Genomic DNA, 17395 nt, shown 5'->3' with positions numbered 1-17395 from the left:
ATGAAACGATATATACTGGCAGCGCTGTGCATAGCGCTGCTTTTTGCCGGCTGTGGCGGGAACGGAACTGCTCCCGCCGGTAAGACCGCCCTGACGCCTGTCGCCCCGGAGCAGGCGGCGATGTGGCAACTGGCGGAGCGAATCAGTGAAACCGGGGAGGGGAACAGCGCCCGGGTACTGCAGACGGCTGGCACGGCACCGGAACAACGGCTGGAGCTGGCTGCCGGCAACACCGGGACGATCGAATACAAACTGGAAGAGCCGGCCGATATAGCCGCCTTTTTCAGCGGTGACGTAGAATTTTTATCCACCCAGGGGACGGGGCAGGTGGTATTAACTGCTCTGGATGCCACAGGCGGGGAAATTGCCCGGCTGGGAACGGTGTTTACCGGAGCGTTGCCGCCGCAGCAGCAAAACAGCCAATGGCAGGATAAGCGGTATGTGAATAATTATGAGGGTCGTTGGGAATCGCTGGCCCGCGAGCCGGAGGCACTGTTCACCGCGGCCGTTCCCGGCTTTAAACCGGCTATGGCTGCCCGTTACCGGCTGACCGTCAAGGTCGGCCAGGGGCAGCATGCGCTGATTAAGGGCCTGACTGCCGGTCTGGCGCCGGCGAAGGCCGTGGAACTGTCCGCCGTGCAGCCCGCCTATGCTGCGGTGCTAGGCGATACGCTGACTGTAGAGGCCCGGTTGACCAACCACAGCCGGCAGCCGATTGACAAACTGACGGTGCGCTGTGTGGAACCCGAGGGTTATGGCTATGTGGTGGTCGGCGCGGCCGCACAGGAGGTTACTGAACTGCTGCCTGGCGAAACGCGCGGCCTGTCCTGGACAATTAAGGCACAGCGCCCCGATACGGTCAATTTCACAAAACCCTGGCCGGTACGGCTGGCGGTGGAGGACCGGACTTTCGATCTGGCCAAGCTGGCTGTCCGTGACCCCGGGCCGGGCACAGTCTATTATGTTATGACCGAGGATTTGGAGCCGATCGATTCGGCCGGTTATGCCAAAGCCTGGGGCAACGCAAACGGCTGGCTGGACCCGGAGGAATTTACCGTCCAGTTGGTGCAAAAAGCCGAAAGGCTGAACGCCATTGCCGAACAGCATGGTGCCAAGTGGACCCATTACACAGCCTGGCCGGCGGTTAAAGCCGCCGAATGGGCTGCCGGCCAGTCGACTACCGGCAAGTGGCAGCAAGCCACTCTGGCTATCCGGCAGTCGGTGACGGAACAAAGCCGCCACGGTCATGAATACGCCCTGCACATGCATAGCGATTATGATCCCGAGCTGCCGGGCAATGTATTATCCTATAATGCGGCGGTGGATGGTTTATGGGCCAATCACCTGCATCACGGCTGGGCTCATTCGGTCGTTACCGAAGGCGATTTCAGTGATGGCAGCAGCCGGGCCGGTATTTTATATACTTATCAGCGCATTATGGAAGAGCTTAGCGCCGATTCCGGGCAAGGACAGCTCATTACCACCCGGGCCGGTTCGTTCGATATTGGCAACGGCAATGCGGATGAACAGATGAGCACTAACGCCTACCGGAAAGTGGGACTTTGGGGTTCCAGCGACGCCGACGGCAACCTGGGCGGCAGTACGTCAGGCGCTTACGGCCAGGAAATTTATTTTACCAAGGCCGACGATATCAACCGGCCGGCCGGTGACTTTAAAGAAATCGGGCTGGTTGAGTTCAGACCTACGCCCAAACCGTCGATTGCCTATGATACCGATACGGCGGCAGTGATGAACGAAAAAGCCGATCAAGGCATGAGGGCCTTTATGACTGACGGGCAGATCAAACCGGGCATCCACCTGATCGACGGCTTTACCCACGCCATGTTCATGCTGGGCAATGGGGACTGGAGAAGTCTGGAGGGAGGACAATTCCAGGCATTGGACGAACATTTGGCTTATTTGGCTCAGACCTACGCCGAAAAGGGCCTTCTGCGGTTTGCTACGGCCAGTGAACTGGTCCGCGCCTATATCGACTACTATACCCCAAACCTCCAGGCGGTTTATGGCGCCCGGCTAAGTGATTCCTTCGGAGTCAGCGAATATGCTGTCCAACTGTTGGGAAAAACGTTACCCAGCGACGCGGCTCATAGGCATACGGTTACGCTGAAATATCCGCTCTATTTGCGGGACAGCGCCTACCGGATCAGCGTTCTTAAAAACGGCCAACCCATTATGAATACCTGGGGCTTGCCTACGCCCTATAATGATATTGTTTTCACCGTAGACGACACGAGCGCCACCTATACGCTGAAGGTTTACCACAATCCGCTCGTATTTCACCTGTCAGGCTGGCTGCACAGTGTGCGGCAATCGCTGGGCAGACGTTAGTGTCTTGACCAAGTTAAATCTTAGTTTATACAGCCTCTTTTTCCGCACTGCTGCGTTGTCGTCGGCTTACATATGGCCGATATGCGCGCCTCCTCCGCCTTGCATTGCAGAAAAATCTATACTGTATAATTCTAATTCATAACTTTGCCAAGACACTAGTACCTCATCAGCCTTAATCCAGTGAATACTGACGGTATGCCTTCTTCCTCCGTCTTGGCTGACAAAATTTTGACTCATTACCATCTTCCAGTTTCAAGGTTGGCAGAGCACTGATTGGATACTTGGCTGCCGGCTAAAACCGGAGGAACCTGCTGGCGAATTTTTAAAATAAATACAACAATTACCAAAATATAGAAGGATATTTGTCATGCAGTGCGAATAAACATGTAATGAGGAAATGTTTTGTTAATGTTTTGTTAAATTAAAAACAGAGGCAGGGTGAACAAAATGACAGCAACGACTGCGGCTAAATCCAAAGTACTGGTTATCGATGATCAGCCAGGAATCAGACGGCTTTTAACCGAAGTATTGACTGACGAAGGATATGAGGTCGTTACGGCGGGAAACGGCTATGAAGGTGTGCAGCGAGCGAAGGAGGTCAATCCGGCAGTAATCCTGATGGACATGAAGATGCCCGGCATGGATGGCATTGAGACGCTCCAGGAGTTGAAGACCATGCGTCAGGAAGATAGAGTCATTATGATGACTGCCTACGGAGAGCTGGAATTGGTAAACCAGGCAAGGGAAATGGGAGCCTACGCCTATATTACCAAACCTTTTGATATTATGGCGGTTTGCCGTATGGTGGCGGAAAACATTGCCGGCTGCGCAGCTTCACGGTTAATGATCGGCTGACATTCGACAAGACGGTTTTGGACAGACCGGATAGGGCCTCGGAGGTCTTTATCCGGTCTGTTTATATATTTAGTGCTCCACCGACTCTGAAACTGTAATTTCTTTACGGTTTTTTTCTTAAGGCTTCGTGTCGGCGGCTTACCTATTCCCGATAGAAGCACCTCCTTCGCCTTGCCTTACGAAAAATTCCCCGCAAATTTAATTTACAATTTCAAAGTTGGCGAAGCACCAGTACCTATCAACCCTATCCCGTGAATATTGACGGGTCTATTTTTCGTAAGCCTTCGTTGTTGCAGTCAGCAAACTATCCGAAACGCTCCCTGACGGCGCTTCTTGTTTCATACTTTGTTAAAATTTTTTGGAATAGGGCCGCTTTCCTGCAAGATTTTAACTCGTCTGGCGCAAAAATCTCTCGCCATCGATCATTCCGTTAGTTTGACGACACATCCTAGGCAGGAATTCTCTGATCCTTGGCGAAGATTCCTTGTAGAGAGGAGGGAGACAGGTATGGTTATCCGTACAGTCTATTCATTGGCGCTGTATTGTTCCCGGTGTGGGAAAATTCATGTGCATGATGTTTCAGCTTTCACCGTGAAAAAGGCTCAGTCCCGGGAACTGGTTTGCAGTTGTGGCCAGGTACAGGCAACCATTACTGGCGTGGGTCACGGTCAGTATCTCCTGAAAATCCCTTGCGTGGTTTGTGAGGTCAATCATATTATTTGCCTGGATAGCAAGCAGCTTTGGCGAAAACATATAGACAAGATGCAGGTTCAGAAAATTTATTGCCCCAATGAGACGGTAGAACTGGGCTTTATGGGCGAGCGGGAAGCTGTTGAGCAGATGATCGCCGGAAATCAGCGGGAATTTGAGCGGCTGCTTCGGGAAAAGACGGACGATGATATTGACAGCTACGACAGCTATGACGAAAATATTGAAAATCCCCAAATCTTGTTTGACGTACTCAATAAAATCCACGACATTGCCGAGAAGGGACACATTTATTGCCTCTGCGGCTCCGTCGATATTGAAGCGGTCGTGCTGCCTGACTGCATCGAACTTCAGTGCCAGCACTGCGGCGGCCGCCAGGCCATATCGGCCGCGACCGATAAGGACCTGCAGCAGGCCGAGCAATTAGAACTTATTGAACTAATTCCTTCCAAATGTTCCCGACACAATCAATAATATATGCTACAGCCAGAGAGGAGAATATCCTCTCTTTTTTGTTTGCCTACAGGAGGGGACGGTTCTTTTGATTTGAGAAGTCCGGTTTCGGGTACATTCGTTTGAGCCAGGCTGGTTAATGGGGACGGTACTCTTGATTCCGGTAAATTCGGTTTTGGATACAGTTGGTTTGCTTTGGTGGAGTGCTTCAGCTTTTGGTACGATTTTTTTTTATTTGAGTGGTAGGGGAAAACCAGTGCTTTATACCCAAACGGGCTGCAGCAGTCGGCTTGGCAACCAATGATCATTTTAAAACTCCGCAATTATGCATAAATAAAGAGTGCGCTGCTTATCATATACCAGGGACAACTCATATCTGTAAACCGGAGTGATTAGGCGCTATGAATAACTTTCTTGAGCATAAAGCGGCAGTGCAGCGGTTTTTTGTTGTACTAGCCATCATTGTGTTGGCCAGTGTAAGTGTGCTTAACTTGCCCCACCGGGACGAGGCAGGGCATTCCTTTGAGGCGAATCAGGAGAAACCGGAGCTGCCGGCCGTGTCGGAACCGCCGCAAACCGTCGTAGCCGGACTGGCTCCCCTGCGTAAGCATGTAGTGCAGTCAGGAGAAACCTTAAGCGGTATTGCCGAGCAATATCAATTGGATATCGCCACTTTGCTGGCGGCGAACGATCTGTCCGACGATACGCTGCAAATCGGCCAGGAGCTTACCATTCTACCGGGTAAAGGCGTACTGCACACGGTACGGTCAGGCGATACGTTATGGGAGATTGCCCGCGCGTATCAGGCCGATATTCCGGCTATTGTGGTTGCTAACGGCAAGAAGGACGATAATGCCGTACTGGCAGAAGGTGAAAAACTGTTTATTCCCGGTGGCCGGCTGCCCTTGCGGCAGGCTTCTCCTGTGTCCAGAGGGACAACCTCCCGCTTTTTATGGCCGACCAGAGGAGAAATAACCTCGCCGTTCGGGTATCGCTGGGGCCGGCTGCACAGCGGTATTGATATTGCCAACGATGTGGGAACACCGGTGCGGGGCGCCATGGCCGGCAAGGTAACGTTCAGCGGTTGGTGTGACGGCTATGGGAAAACCGTCATTTTAGAGCATGGCAGAGGGTATTCCACTTTATATGGCCATTTATCCCAGTCGGTAGTACAGCCGGGGCAGTATGTGGAGGCTGGCGAAGTGATTGCCTATATGGGCAATACCGGTTGGTCCACCGGGCCGCATTTGCATTTTGAGGTCCGCCTCAATGACCAACCGTTGAATCCGCTGCAAGTGCTGCCCTAGTGTCTTGACCAAGTTAAATCTTAGTTTATACAGCCTATCTTTTTCCGCACTGCTGCGTTGTCGTCGGCTTACATATGGCCGATATGCGCGCCTCCTACGCCTTGCATTGCAGAAAAATCTATACTGTATAATTCTAATTCATAACTTTGCCAAGACACTAGTGGTCCGCCCAATTTTGACCGTCAGCAGTTTCTGCTTTTAAGGTTGGTGGGCCACTGCAAGTATAAATTGCAGCCAGATGGGAAATGCTAGGAGTAAATGAGAGAAGTGGTCCGTTCGCAGTAAATGGACCACTCACTTTTCTTTGGAGGCTGGAAATGGCTTATCTGATCGCTGTGCTGATGGCGGCGCTGAGCTTTATTGTCAATAAGGCGCTGCTAACTCGTATCGGAGTAAAAACGGTGATTACTTACAGTCCTGTCATCGAAGAAAGTGCCAAGACACTGCTCTCTTTTTATTTGGGAGCCGATATTTTTTTGACCCATGTCGTGTTTGGCGTGATTGAGGCCGGCTATGATTGGCTGACTGGCGGCAGGGGGCGGAGTAAGGCGGCTTTGCTTAGTGTCGCCGGGCATAGTCTGTTTGGCGGCGCGACCGTTGTAACCTTACGGGAAACAGGGCAGATTGGGCTGGCTTTGACCGGTGCGATTGTGTTGCACCTGGCTTGGAACCTTTTGGCGGTCAAGCGGCTGCGGGTTTCGTAGGAATTTAGTCTGACAGTGGAGGCGCGAGAACGTGAGAATCTACTATACTTGCGATTGCTGCGGTGAGCCAATCGATGAGATTGAAGTCGAAGAAGTGGATGATGCGAAGTTTGGGTTTGATTGCTTGACGGCAAAAGAACGCCAGGATATAATTAAAGTCGATACGGCTGCCGGCATCATGCAGGTGCAATCGCTTTGCGATAAGTGCATCGAGTATCTGGGCTTTCAGGATGCGGGTGACCGGGGAACAGGTCATAGATTTTTGCATTAATGAGTACAATATAGAATAAGGGTAGAGCTCATCCCGATGAGGGATCAACATACTTACTAGGGCTTTAGCACTGGCTAAAGCCTCTTTTTGCTGTGGGACGAGAGGTGCTTATGAAGATTTTAACAGAAATGGTTCAGAACGATCCGGCGCTGATGCAAGCTGTTGCCGGATTTACATCAGAAAAAGAACAAAGTCTGGTATACGGGGTTACGGGCAGTCAAAAAAGCCTGCTGCTGGCGACTGCTTTTTTAGCCAAGCCCCGTTCGCTGGTTGTGGTTACGGGAACCTATGACAATCTGGAGCAAATCCGGGAGGATTTGGCGACGCTGCTGCCTGCCGTAGAGGTAGTGGAACTGCCGGTTATTGATATCGTAACCTTTACCGTGACGGCTAAAAGCGCCGAATTGTTTGCCCGCCGGATGAACGTATTGGGCCGCATAGCCCGGGGCGATATCATGATTGTACTGGCTACGGCCCAGGCGGCTATCCAGAAGGCGCCACCCCGCCAGGAGTTTTTAAACAGCCGGCTGTCATTGAGCATTCATGACGAGATCAATCGGGAGCAGCTCTTGAATTCACTGGTACAGTTAGGTTATGAACGGGTTGATCAGGTGGATAGCATGGGCCAGTTTTCGGCCCGCGGCGGCATTATTGATATTTTTGCGGTAAACCAATCACTGCCTGTCCGGCTGGAGTTGTTTGGTGATGAGGTAGATTCGCTGCGTGCCTTTGACGCGGCGACGCAACGGTCGGTGGACAATCTGGATCAGGTGGATATTCTACCGCTGCTGGAACCGGCCTATGAAGGTAAGCCGGCGACGTTTTTCTCCTATTTGCCGCCGGGCGGAACCGTGGTGTTCGATGAACCGGCTCGCATCCGGGAACAAGTCAGCCAGGTCGTTAAAGAAAATCCCGAACTCAAACGAAAGGTTTTTGGCTGGACCGATCTGGCCAATGCGGCCAAGCCGTATTCTGTCGTCTATCTGTCGCTGATGCTGCAGAAAACACCGCAAACTGAACCGGCAAGGATTACCGGCATTACCGCCAAGGGGATTGCACCATTTCATAAGCAAATGGATATGTTTTTTAGCGAATTGAAAAGCTGGCTGGAACGGAAGGTCCTGCCGGTTATTTTGCTGTCCTCCCGGGACAAGGCGGCCGCCATGCAGCAAAATTTGATGCAGGCTGGCATTAAATCGGTTGTTGGCGATGAGTTGACGGCCAAGAGTGTCGATACGGTGCTGATTGCCACCGGCGTGCTGCACACCGGCTTTGAATTGCCGCAGGCCCGGCTGGCGGTCGTTACCGAACTGGATATCTTCGGACGGCAAAAGAAAAAGCCCCGTCTCAGAGTGGCCAAGGAAAAGAAAATTACTTATTTCCGTGATATTAATGTCGGGGACTATGTAGTACACGTCAATCACGGTATTGGGAAATATGTCGGGGTAGAAACGCTGGATGTCGGCGGTATTCACAAAGATTATCTGCATATCCGCTATGCCGGGGAAGACAAACTGTATGTGCCCACCGATCAGGTTCATTTGCTGCAAAAGTATATCGGTGCCGAAGGTGAAATCCCGCGTTTGCACCGTATGGGCGGCAGCGAATGGTTGAAGGTCAAGAGCCGGGCCAAAGCGGCGGTTGCCGATATTGCCAGGGAACTGGTGGCTCTCTATGCCGAGCGGCAAGTGCTGCCGGGCTTTGCCTTTGAGCCGGATACTCCCTGGCAGAAGGAGTTTGAAGACGCTTTTCCCTTTGAGGAAACTCCCGACCAGCTGGAGGCCATCAAGGAAATTAAAACCGATATGGAAAAACAGCGGCCCATGGATCGCCTGCTGTGCGGTGACGTTGGTTTCGGCAAGACCGAGGTAGCCATCCGGGCGGCTTTTAAGGCAGTCATGAGCGGCAAGCAGGTGGCGGTGCTGGTACCGACTACCGTACTGGCCCAGCAGCATTTCCAGACCTTTAGCTCACGCATATCCGGCTTTGGGCCGACGGTGGATGTGATCAGCCGGTTTCGCAGCGCCAAGGAACAGAAGGAAACGTTGAGAAAGCTGGCAGCTGGTCAGGTTGACATCTTGATCGGGACACACCGGATCTTAAATTCCGATCTGGTATTTAAGGATATCGGCCTGCTGGTCGTCGATGAGGAGCAGCGCTTCGGTGTGGCCCAAAAGGAAAAACTGAAAAAATGGAGTACCGGGATTGATGTGCTGACACTGAGCGCCACGCCGATTCCCCGTACCTTACATATGTCGCTGGTCGGTGCGCGGGACATGAGCATTATTGAAACGCCGCCGGAAAACCGGTTCCCGGTCCAGAGCTATGTGGTTGAATATCATGACGAAATGATTCGTGAGGCCATTAAACGGGAACTGAAACGGGGCGGGCAGGTGTACTTTGTGTATAACCGGGTGCAGACCATCGACAAAATGGCGAAGCATTTAAGCGATATGCTGCCTGATGCCAAGATTAAATGCGCTCACGGACAAATGCCGGAAGAAATTTTAGAGCAGGTTATGCTTGATTTTTATGAGGGCCATGACGATGTACTGGTCTGCACCAGTATCATCGAGAACGGGCTGGATGTACCCAATGCCAATACCATCATTATTTATGACGCCGATTATTTCGGCCTTTCTCAGCTTTACCAGATGCGGGGCCGGGTGGGACGGTCCCACCAAATGGCGTTTGCCTATTTTACCTACCGGCAGGACAAGGTGCTGACCGAAGTGGCGGAAAAGCGCCTGCAAGCCATTAAGGAGTTTACCGAACTGGGCGCCGGCTTCAAGATCGCCATGCGGGATTTGGAAATCCGGGGGGCAGGTAATATATTAGGCGCCCAGCAGCATGGTCATATCGTCAATGTCGGTTTTGAAATGTACTGCCACATGCTGGATGAGGCGATTCAGGAACTGAAAACAGGCAAAACAGTGGAAGTGCCGGTGGAACCTGTGCTTGAATTTCAGGTGGAAGCCTATATCAGCGGTGACTATATCGGCGATGCCATGCATAAAATAGAAATATATCAGCGGATTGCCGCCAGCCGCAGCGACGAGCATTTGAACGAATTGCTGGATGAGCTGATCGATCGTTTTGGTGAGCCGCCGGAATGCGTCATGAACCTCTTAACCATTGCCCGTATGAAAAATAAGGCCCGTCAGTTGGGTATCCGGGCGATTATTCAGAAACCCCATTATATTGATATGACGTTCAGCGAGAAGCCGAATGTGGAGATTGAGCGAATTCTGGCGCTGAAAGAAAGCCTGCCTGGCCGGGTTACCATGTTTCCCGGACCGCCGGGCAGCATACAGGTAAAAACAGCAAAATTATCTGATAAATCCCTGTGCCCCTGGTTGCTAAAAAAGCTCGAATTGCTTGAAAATCCGGCGGTTATCTCGTCGACAGACCGTTTTTTACCGGCTTGAAGGTCATGAATAAAAGTGTTATGCAGGATATATACTATCACTGAACTGAAATGTCAAATACTGTTTGAAAAGGGGGGATACTGGTGAAAGCAACTGGTATTGTGAGAAGAATTGATGACCTTGGCAGAGTAGTAATCCCGAAAGAAATCAGACGAACATTAAGGATTCGTGAAGGTGATCCGTTAGAGATATATGTGGACCGTGAGGGAGAAGTTATTTTAAAGAAGTATTCTCCGGTAGGAGAATTAGGGGATTTTGCGAAGGAGTACGCTGACTCTTTGTATGAAGCAATCGGACAGATCATTTTGATTGCCGACAGAGACAATATCGTAGCCGTGGCAGGGGCATCAAAGAAAGAATTTCTCAATAAGCCGCTAGGACCGGCCATTGAAAAGGTCATGGAAGAACGTAAGACCGTGCTGATTAATAATCCCGGCGAACAAAAGAATGGCAAGGATTGTGTTACTGTCTGCGATGAGGGGGAAACCTGCAAGTTTACGGCGGAAGTCATTGCCCCGATTATTGTGGAAGGTGATGCAATCGGTGCGGTGGTGATCTGTTCCAAACAGGCGGGCGTCCAGATGGCCGATATGGAAACCAAGCTGGCCGAAACTGCAGCAGGCTTTTTGGCTAAGCAGATGTCGCAATAATTGAATAGGTGATCAACAGGTAGCGGACCTTTGTTCGCTACTTTTTTATATCACTGCCAGGGGTTCCGGTGTCTCCCTCCTATGAACCTCGGGCCGGCGACGGGAATTTTTCGTTAGCAGGGATATTTTACCGCAGAGGTTCAATATATTAGTAAGGAGGTGGAAACAGAGAGGGAGAATGGTGTGAGCAAAGATAATTTTCTGCGCGGTGCCTTAATCCTCACGGCTGCCGGGATCATCGTGAAACTGATCGGTTCAGTGAACCGTATTTTATTATCCCGGCTGTTGGGCGGTGAAGGCATTGGTTTATATCAAATGGCTTATCCAATTTATTTGCTGGCGCTGAGCTTATCGTCGGCGGGTATTCCGATTGCCATTTCCATTATGGTGGCCGAGAAAATCGCCGTCCGTGATATCGGCGGCGCCAACCGGGTATTTCGGATATCCTGGAGTGTGCTGGCGGTTACCGGTCTGCTGTCCAGTCTGCTGTTATATTGGGGGGCCGGCTGGCTTGTCGAGTACCAGTTGATCAGAGACGCCCGGGCGTATTACGCCATTGCCGCCTTGGCGCCGGCTATTTTTTTTGTAACCGTGCTGTCCAGCTACCGGGGATACTTCCAGGGCTTGCAACAGATGACGCCGACCGCGGTGTCGCAGATTGTGGAGCAACTGGTGCGGGTGGCGGTCATGGTTTGGCTGGCCTATGTGCTGATGCCGCAGGGCCTTGAATATGCAGCGGCTGGCGCCAGCTTCGGGGCGGCTCCCGGAGCGGCGGCCGGTCTGGTTGTGCTGATGTACTATTATTGGCATCGCCGGCCATATCTGCCGCAGCCACGGGAAACGGTGAACGGCCGGGACTCGGGCTGGCGGATTATGAAGCGGATTGTGAAATTGGCATTGCCCGTATCGTTGGCCAATATTATGCTGCCGGTCGTATCCAGCATTGACCTTTTAATTGTGCCGGCCCGTCTGGAAGCGGCGGGATTTTCCATTCAGGAAGCGACAGAACTGTTTGGCTATCTGACCGGTATGGCGACGGCCCTGATCAATTTGCCGACTATCCTGACCGGTTCGTTGGCTGCCAGCCTGGTGCCTTCGGTGGCGGAGGCGTTTACGCTGAAAAACAGCGGCCATATCCAAAACCGGGTAGCCAAGGCAATCAAAATTGCCAATCTGATTACCATTCCCAGCTTTGCCGGGATGTATCTGTTGGCCACACCCATCTCGGCGATGCTCTATGGCGCGCCGGAGGCGGGAATTTCACTGCGGGTTTTGTCGGTGGGCGTTGTTTTTCTGGGTATCCATCAGGTCAGCACCGGCGTACTGCAGGGGTTGGGGCGCACGGCCATACCGCTGGTCAATATGCTGATCGCGGCAGCCGTAAAAATTGGTTTGAGCTGGTATCTGACAGCGCTGCCGGCGCTGGGCATTCAGGGGGCTGCCTGGGCCACCAATGTGGACTTTGCGGTAGGCGCCCTGCTCAATCTGTATTTTGTCTACCGGTATACCGGCTTTTGTCCAAGGCTTGGTAATACGGCAAAAACGATTATGGCCACTATCCTGATGAGTATTATGGTAATATATACATATGATGCGGCCATGTCCGCCTGGCTGAATAATACTATGGCGACACTGGCAGCGATTGCGGCAGGCAGTCTGGTGTATGGCGCTAGCCTGCTGCTGCTGGGCGGTGTCGAGGAACGGGATGTGGCGGGAATTCCTAAGGCAGGGACCTTTTTGGCAAAGCTGCTGAGACACTTGCAATTATTTAAGAAAAAATAAAGGAGAATGGCATATTATGGGGGATATTACTATTATCGGTCTGGGACCAGGCTCTTTCGGTCTTTTGACACTCGATACGCTGGAACGGCTTACGCAAGCGGAAGCCTTGCTGTTGCGCACGGCCAAGCATCCGACGGTAAACGAGCTGGAGAAACGGGGTATCCGGTTTATCAGCTATGATTACTTGTATGAGGAAAAAGACAGTTTTGCTGAAGTCTATGAGGCGATCGCGGCCGATTGTCTGTGGCAGGCTGCCGAAAAGTCAGTGGTTTACGCCGTGCCGGGCAGTCCTCTGGTCGCTGAAAAAACGGTGACGCTTATTCAGCAAATGGCCGAGGAGCGGAACATCCCGGTAACGGTCTTGCCGGGCATGAGCTTTCTGGAGGTCCTGTACACCCGACTGGGGGTCGATCCGATTGACGGCCTTACCGTGCTGGACGCGGCCGATATCGGGCAGGTGGCGCCGGATCGGCGGACGGCACTGGTAGTGACACAGGTTTACAATCGCCAGGTAGCTTCGGAAACCAAGTTGTCCTTAATGGATTTTTACCCCGACGATGTGTTGATCACCGTCGTGCAAAATCTGGGACTGGTGGATGAAAAGCTGGTGACGGTACCGCTGTATGAACTGGACAGGCTGCCGTTTATTGATCATTTGACCAGCGTGTACGTACCTGCCGTGCCGGATACGCAGCAGCGGTTTAGCGTAGAGCCGCTGGTAGCAGTCATGGCCAAACTGCGTTCACCGGAAGGCTGTGTGTGGGACCGGGAACAGGATCATGCCACTTTGCGGAAATACCTGCTGGAAGAAGTTTATGAGGTTCTGGAGGCCATCGAACTGGGTGACCGGGACAAGCTGTGCGAAGAGTTGGGCGATCTTTTGCTGCAGATTGTCTTTCACGCCCGAGTGGCGGAAGAAACCGGTGCTTTTTCTATGCAGGATGTAGTTGACCAGGTGGTGGAAAAGATGATCCGTCGCCATCCTCACGTGTTTGGCGACATTTTGGTACGGGACGCCGCGGAAGTGGTTGTCAACTGGGAAGCCATCAAAAAACGGGAAAAAAGCCACGCCGGACAAAAGTCGGTGCTGGACGGTATTCCAATTCATTTCCCCGCCCTGGCGCGGGCGGCCAAATTGCAGGCAAAAGCAGCTAAAGTTGGTTTCGACTGGGATAATATTGCTCCGGTTTGGGAAAAATTATCGGAGGAGCTTGCTGAGCTGCAGGAAGCCGTGCGGGAAGGGCAGAGCCCGGCTGTGGAAGAGGAATTGGGTGATGTCCTGTTTGCCGTCGTCAATCTGGCGCGTTTTTTAACCGTTGATGCGGAAATTGCCTTGACCCGGACGAACAATAAATTTGTTAATCGGTTTTCTTATGTCGAACGGCAGGTAGCCCTTGCTAATCGCAGTTGGGACAAGTTTACACTGGCTGAATTAGATGAATTTTGGGAGCAAGCGAAGAAAGCGGAGGTGAAAAACGGGGAATTTTCCAAAAAATAATAAAAAAATTACTGATTTTAGGTAAATTTTTTACTATTAGACAGGAATAAAAATATGAACAGCGAATAATGCTATTCGTAACGATTTTCGTGAGGAGGATGGATTTGTGAATAAAACTGAATTAGTAGCCAGCGTTGCTGAAAAATCCGATTTAACCAAGAAGGATGCAGAGAAGGCCATCAACGCCCTGTTTACTACTATTGAAGAAGCTTTGGCCCAGAATGATAAAGTACAGGTGATTGGGTTTGGTACTTTCGAGGTAAAAACCCGCGAAGAAAGAAAGGGCCGCAATCCTCAAACCGGTGCCGAGATTACTATTCCGGCTTCTAAAAACCCGGTCTTCAAGGCTGGCAAAGGCTTAAAGGATGCCGTGAATTAAAATAAGTGGCAGTCTCAAAAACCAGGTTATCTAACCTGGTTTTTATTTAAATGAAAGCACCATGAATGCCATATTATTCATGACACCTCTGATAACTGGCCGGTCAGTAAGGAGTAGTGATGACATGACAGGCAACATTCTTGTAGTCGATGACGAAGTAGCCATACGAGAACTGGTAAAGTTTAATTTGCAAAAGGAAGGGTACGCGGTTTTAGAGGCGGATAACGGAACCGTTGCTTTACAGACGGCCCGACAGAACAAGCCGGATTTGATCGTGCTTGATTTGATGCTGCCCGAACTGGATGGTCTGGAGGTGTGCCGAAGCCTAAAAAACCAACAGGCTACGGCTGGTATTCCGATTATTATGCTGACAGCCAAGACGGAAGAGATTGATAAAATCATCGGTCTTGAGCTGGGGGCTGATGATTATATGACCAAGCCATTCAGTCCCCGTGAACTGGTGGCCCGGGTAAAGGCCGTGCTGCGGCGCAGTCAGAAGGAGCCGGCCGGCACGGGTGAGCTTACCGTTAGCCGTCTGCGGTTTCACTTCAGCCGTTATGAAGTGTTTCTCAACAAGACGAAACTGGAGCTTACCCCGAAGGAATATGAACTTTTGAAATTATTTGTTACAAACATCGGGAAAGTGTATACCAGAGAACAACTTCTCGAAAAAGTATGGGGCTATGAGTACTTTGGCGATACCCGGACGGTCGATGTTCATGTCCGGCACCTGCGGGCCAAGCTGGCGGAAGACAGCGAAGTTGCCGAGGCGATTGAAACGGTGCGCGGCGTCGGCTACCGTTTTCGGGAGATCTAGGTAACCGCTGATTAAAATTAACCTGTCGGCCTGGCGAGAGATTTTTCCGTCAGGCAAGGAAGTAAAACCGCGGGAATAGTGGCCCCTATTTCAAGGTTTTGCTGACGCAGCCAGGCGGAAAAAGATCCGTCAGGACGCGCAGCGTGAATTAATCAGTGGTACCTGGTATTTGTAGCATCAGCGCGAACCTGAGGATTACATCCGGACGGTTCGCGCTTTTTTAATTTTAATCAAAACTTAACAATCAGGCCCCTGTATTTATGGTATAGTGCACAATATAGGCGGCAACACCGCTCAAAACACCTGGTGGACCATCTGCGTAGACGGTCCGCTAGCAGGAGGGTATAGCCAAGATGGACTATAAAATACAGGCGAATAAGTTGAAGTTATATTACGGGGATATGCTGGCGTTAAAGAAGATTTCCCTCGGTGTGGTAAAAAACAGTGTGCTGGCCCTGATCGGACCGTCGGGGTGCGGTAAATCCACCTTTATTAAGACAATCAACCGGATGAATGATCTGGTGGAGAATGTCCGGATTGAAGGCGAGATTTTATTGGACGGCGTGAATGTGCTGCAGCCGGGAACCGACGTGGTTATGCTGCGCAAACGGGTGGGGATGGTATTTCAACGACCTAATCCATTTCCCATGTCGATTTTTGATAATGTCGCTTACGGGCCGCGGATTCATGGCATCACCAATAAAGCGACGCTGGCCGATATTGTGGAACGAAGCCTCACAGGCGCGGCGTTGTGGGAAGAGGTCAAGGACCGGCTGCATCAGTCAGCCATGGGCATGTCAGGCGGTCAGCAGCAGCGTCTCTGTATCGCCCGGCTGCTGGCCGTAGAACCGGAAGTGCTGCTGATGGATGAACCTTGTTCGGCTCTTGACCCCATATCGACGATGAAGATTGAAGAGTTGGTTACCGAGCTGAAAAACAGGTATACCATCATCATGGTAACGCATAATATGCAGCAGGCGGCCCGGGTATCGGATCAGACCGCCTTTTTCTTAAACGGCGAACTGGTGGAACATGGCAAGACCGATGCTATTTTTACCAAGCCGCAGGATAAACGGACCGAGGATTACATTACCGGGCGGTTCGGTTAATGAGAACGCTTTGGAGGAGGGAAAAGCATGCCAAGTACCAGACAAGGTTATAATCAGGAATTGGAGGCGCTGCGACAGGAGATTCTGCAAATGGGCCATATGGTGGTCCGGGCGATTGAAGAAGCGGTGCTCTCCCTTTCTACCCAGGACCGCGCCCTGGCCCGCAAGGTCATGGAAGGGGATGACGCCATCGACGGGCTGGAAATTGATATTGAGGACAAATGCATGGTCTTAATCGCCCGGCAGCAGCCGTTGGCGCGCGATCTTCGCATCATCGGTACCGGGCTGAAGATTACTACCGATTTGGAGCGCATGGGAGACCATGCGTATGATATTGCCAAAATCACTTTGAAAATTGCCGATGAGCCTTTGATTAAGCCATTGATGGATATACCCCGCATGGCCAAACTGGCCCAAAAGATGCTGCAGGATTCGCTGGAGGCCTATACGACATTGAATGTAGCGCAGTCGGAAGAAGTGTGCCAGGCCGACGATGCAGTGGACTCACTCTATCATCAGGTTGTCCGCGAACTGTTGACTTACATGATGGAAAAGCCGGCTACCATCAGCCAGGCCACGCAAATTCTATTTGTGGCCAGATACCTGGAGCGCATTGCCGATCATGCCACTAACATTGCCGAGTGGACGATTTATCTGGCTACCGGCGAACGGCTTCGCAAAAAGTAGACGGGGACTTGCTTCAGCGGGTGTTTTGGCACCCTCTGAGGCTTAACCATCGGATAAATTCACATTTTTTTCTTGTCTGCCAGCATTCAAGATTGGTTACAATAGTAGCTGAGGAGGTGGTGTTATGTTTGAAAGAATGATAAAACAACGTCATTGTTCCAGACGCCGGCATTCCGATATGGATATGCCCGCCATTGTGAAAATGGTGGCGGCAGGAGTTCTGCTTTACTCGGCTGCAAAATATGTAAAGGATGAACTGCTGGATTAAGGACACTTTTTTTCGGATATATCATTAACCTTCTTGCAACCCCCCGGCTGAGGCCGGGGGGTTGCTTGTCAGCTAACGAAAAAAATTCTCATGTAGCTTGACGAAGGATTTTTTTTACTCTATACTTTAA

16 protein-coding genes are annotated in these 17395 nt (G+C 51.4%); 15 read left to right on the top strand and 1 reads right to left on the bottom strand.

The window, feature by feature from the left end; genetic code table 11:
- Positions 1-2349, top strand: coding sequence for a hypothetical protein (locus BMW43_RS07735; RefSeq protein ID WP_091745446.1), 2349 nt, complete (start codon positions 1-3; stop codon positions 2347-2349).
- Positions 2350-2415: 66 nt separating this feature from the next.
- Here the strand turns inward: BMW43_RS07735 and BMW43_RS21055 are convergent, their stop codons facing one another.
- Entirely contained in the window at positions 2416-2586 is a 171-nt protein-coding gene (locus BMW43_RS21055) for a hypothetical protein (protein WP_177173502.1), read from the bottom strand.
- A 210-nt stretch (positions 2587-2796) separates the two neighbouring features.
- Between BMW43_RS21055 and BMW43_RS07730 the strand changes: the two genes are divergently transcribed.
- The 14 genes from BMW43_RS07730 to BMW43_RS21050 all read left to right on the top strand — a co-directional run bounded on the left by BMW43_RS07730 (position 2797) and on the right by BMW43_RS21050 (position 17265).
- A complete protein-coding gene (locus tag BMW43_RS07730) occupies positions 2797-3204 on the top strand; it encodes a response regulator (protein ID WP_091745444.1) in 408 nt (135 codons plus the stop codon).
- A gap of 507 nt (positions 3205-3711) precedes the next feature.
- Positions 3712-4386 (top strand): hypothetical protein, encoded by a 675-nt coding sequence (locus tag BMW43_RS07725; protein WP_091745442.1) that lies wholly within the window; start codon positions 3712-3714, stop codon positions 4384-4386.
- Positions 4387-4766: 380 nt separating this feature from the next.
- Positions 4767-5672 (top strand): M23 family metallopeptidase, encoded by a 906-nt coding sequence (locus BMW43_RS07720; protein WP_091745440.1) that lies wholly within the window; start codon positions 4767-4769, stop codon positions 5670-5672.
- Positions 5673-5989: 317 nt separating this feature from the next.
- Positions 5990-6376, top strand: a complete 387-nt coding sequence (locus BMW43_RS07715) for a hypothetical protein (protein WP_091745438.1) — start codon at positions 5990-5992, stop codon at positions 6374-6376.
- A 31-nt stretch (positions 6377-6407) separates the two neighbouring features.
- On the top strand, positions 6408-6647 hold the full coding sequence (locus tag BMW43_RS07710) for an anti-sigma-F factor Fin (protein WP_091745436.1): 240 nt from the start codon (positions 6408-6410) through the stop codon (positions 6645-6647).
- Positions 6648-6757: 110 nt separating this feature from the next.
- Positions 6758-10075, top strand: coding sequence for a transcription-repair coupling factor (gene mfd / locus BMW43_RS07705; RefSeq protein WP_091745434.1), 3318 nt, complete (start codon positions 6758-6760; stop codon positions 10073-10075).
- Positions 10076-10158: 83 nt separating this feature from the next.
- Positions 10159-10725: a stage V sporulation protein T gene (spoVT, locus tag BMW43_RS07700; protein ID WP_091745432.1), complete on the top strand. Its 567-nt coding sequence runs from the start codon at positions 10159-10161 to the stop codon at positions 10723-10725.
- A 183-nt stretch (positions 10726-10908) separates the two neighbouring features.
- Positions 10909-12507, top strand: coding sequence for a putative polysaccharide biosynthesis protein (locus tag BMW43_RS07695; RefSeq protein ID WP_091745430.1), 1599 nt, complete (start codon positions 10909-10911; stop codon positions 12505-12507).
- Between the two features lie 16 nt (positions 12508-12523).
- Positions 12524-14005 (top strand): bifunctional methyltransferase/pyrophosphohydrolase YabN, encoded by a 1482-nt coding sequence (gene yabN, locus BMW43_RS07690; RefSeq protein ID WP_091745428.1) that lies wholly within the window; start codon positions 12524-12526, stop codon positions 14003-14005.
- Between the two features lie 106 nt (positions 14006-14111).
- A complete protein-coding gene (gene hbs / locus BMW43_RS07685) occupies positions 14112-14384 on the top strand; it encodes a non-specific DNA-binding protein Hbs (RefSeq protein ID WP_091745427.1) in 273 nt (90 codons plus the stop codon).
- Positions 14385-14508: 124 nt separating this feature from the next.
- Positions 14509-15201, top strand: coding sequence for a response regulator (locus BMW43_RS07680; RefSeq protein WP_091745425.1), 693 nt, complete (start codon positions 14509-14511; stop codon positions 15199-15201).
- Between the two features lie 353 nt (positions 15202-15554).
- Entirely contained in the window at positions 15555-16310 is a 756-nt protein-coding gene (gene pstB, locus BMW43_RS07675) for a phosphate ABC transporter ATP-binding protein PstB (RefSeq protein WP_091745423.1), read from the top strand.
- Between the two features lie 27 nt (positions 16311-16337).
- Complete coding sequence (gene phoU / locus BMW43_RS07670; protein WP_091745421.1) at positions 16338-16997, top strand: phosphate signaling complex protein PhoU; 660 nt, start codon at positions 16338-16340, stop codon at positions 16995-16997.
- A gap of 124 nt (positions 16998-17121) precedes the next feature.
- Entirely contained in the window at positions 17122-17265 is a 144-nt protein-coding gene (locus BMW43_RS21050) for a hypothetical protein (protein WP_177173501.1), read from the top strand.
- Positions 17266-17395: the final 130 nt, after the last annotated feature.

Origin of the sequence: Propionispora vibrioides, from assembly GCF_900110485.1 — a bacterium.
In the GTDB taxonomy this organism is placed as follows: Bacteria; Bacillota; Negativicutes; order Propionisporales; family Propionisporaceae; genus Propionispora; species Propionispora vibrioides.
Note: the sequence above shows the minus strand (reverse complement) of the source record. Positions and strands in the feature narration are given on the sequence as shown.

Bases quoted from the DNA above. Each gene is read 5' to 3' on its own strand.
- BMW43_RS07680 (WP_091745425.1), top strand. From the start codon at position 14,509: ATGACAGGCAACATTCTTGTAGTCGATGACGAAGTAGCCATACGAGAA.
- BMW43_RS07715 (WP_091745438.1), top strand. From the start codon at position 5,990: ATGGCTTATCTGATCGCTGTGCTGATGGCGGCGCTGAGCTTTATTGTC.
- phoU (WP_091745421.1), top strand. From the start codon at position 16,338: ATGCCAAGTACCAGACAAGGTTATAATCAGGAATTGGAGGCGCTGCGA.
- BMW43_RS21055 (WP_177173502.1), bottom strand. From the start codon at position 2,586: ATGAGTCAAAATTTTGTCAGCCAAGACGGAGGAAGAAGGCATACCGTC.
- BMW43_RS07735 (WP_091745446.1), top strand. From the start codon at position 1: ATGAAACGATATATACTGGCAGCGCTGTGCATAGCGCTGCTTTTTGCC.
- yabN (WP_091745428.1), top strand. From the start codon at position 12,524: ATGGGGGATATTACTATTATCGGTCTGGGACCAGGCTCTTTCGGTCTT.
- BMW43_RS21050 (WP_177173501.1), top strand. From the start codon at position 17,122: ATGTTTGAAAGAATGATAAAACAACGTCATTGTTCCAGACGCCGGCAT.
- BMW43_RS07720 (WP_091745440.1), top strand. From the start codon at position 4,767: ATGAATAACTTTCTTGAGCATAAAGCGGCAGTGCAGCGGTTTTTTGTT.
- BMW43_RS07730 (WP_091745444.1), top strand. From the start codon at position 2,797: ATGACAGCAACGACTGCGGCTAAATCCAAAGTACTGGTTATCGATGAT.
- pstB (WP_091745423.1), top strand. From the start codon at position 15,555: ATGGACTATAAAATACAGGCGAATAAGTTGAAGTTATATTACGGGGAT.
- BMW43_RS07725 (WP_091745442.1), top strand. From the start codon at position 3,712: ATGGTTATCCGTACAGTCTATTCATTGGCGCTGTATTGTTCCCGGTGT.
- mfd (WP_091745434.1), top strand. From the start codon at position 6,758: ATGAAGATTTTAACAGAAATGGTTCAGAACGATCCGGCGCTGATGCAA.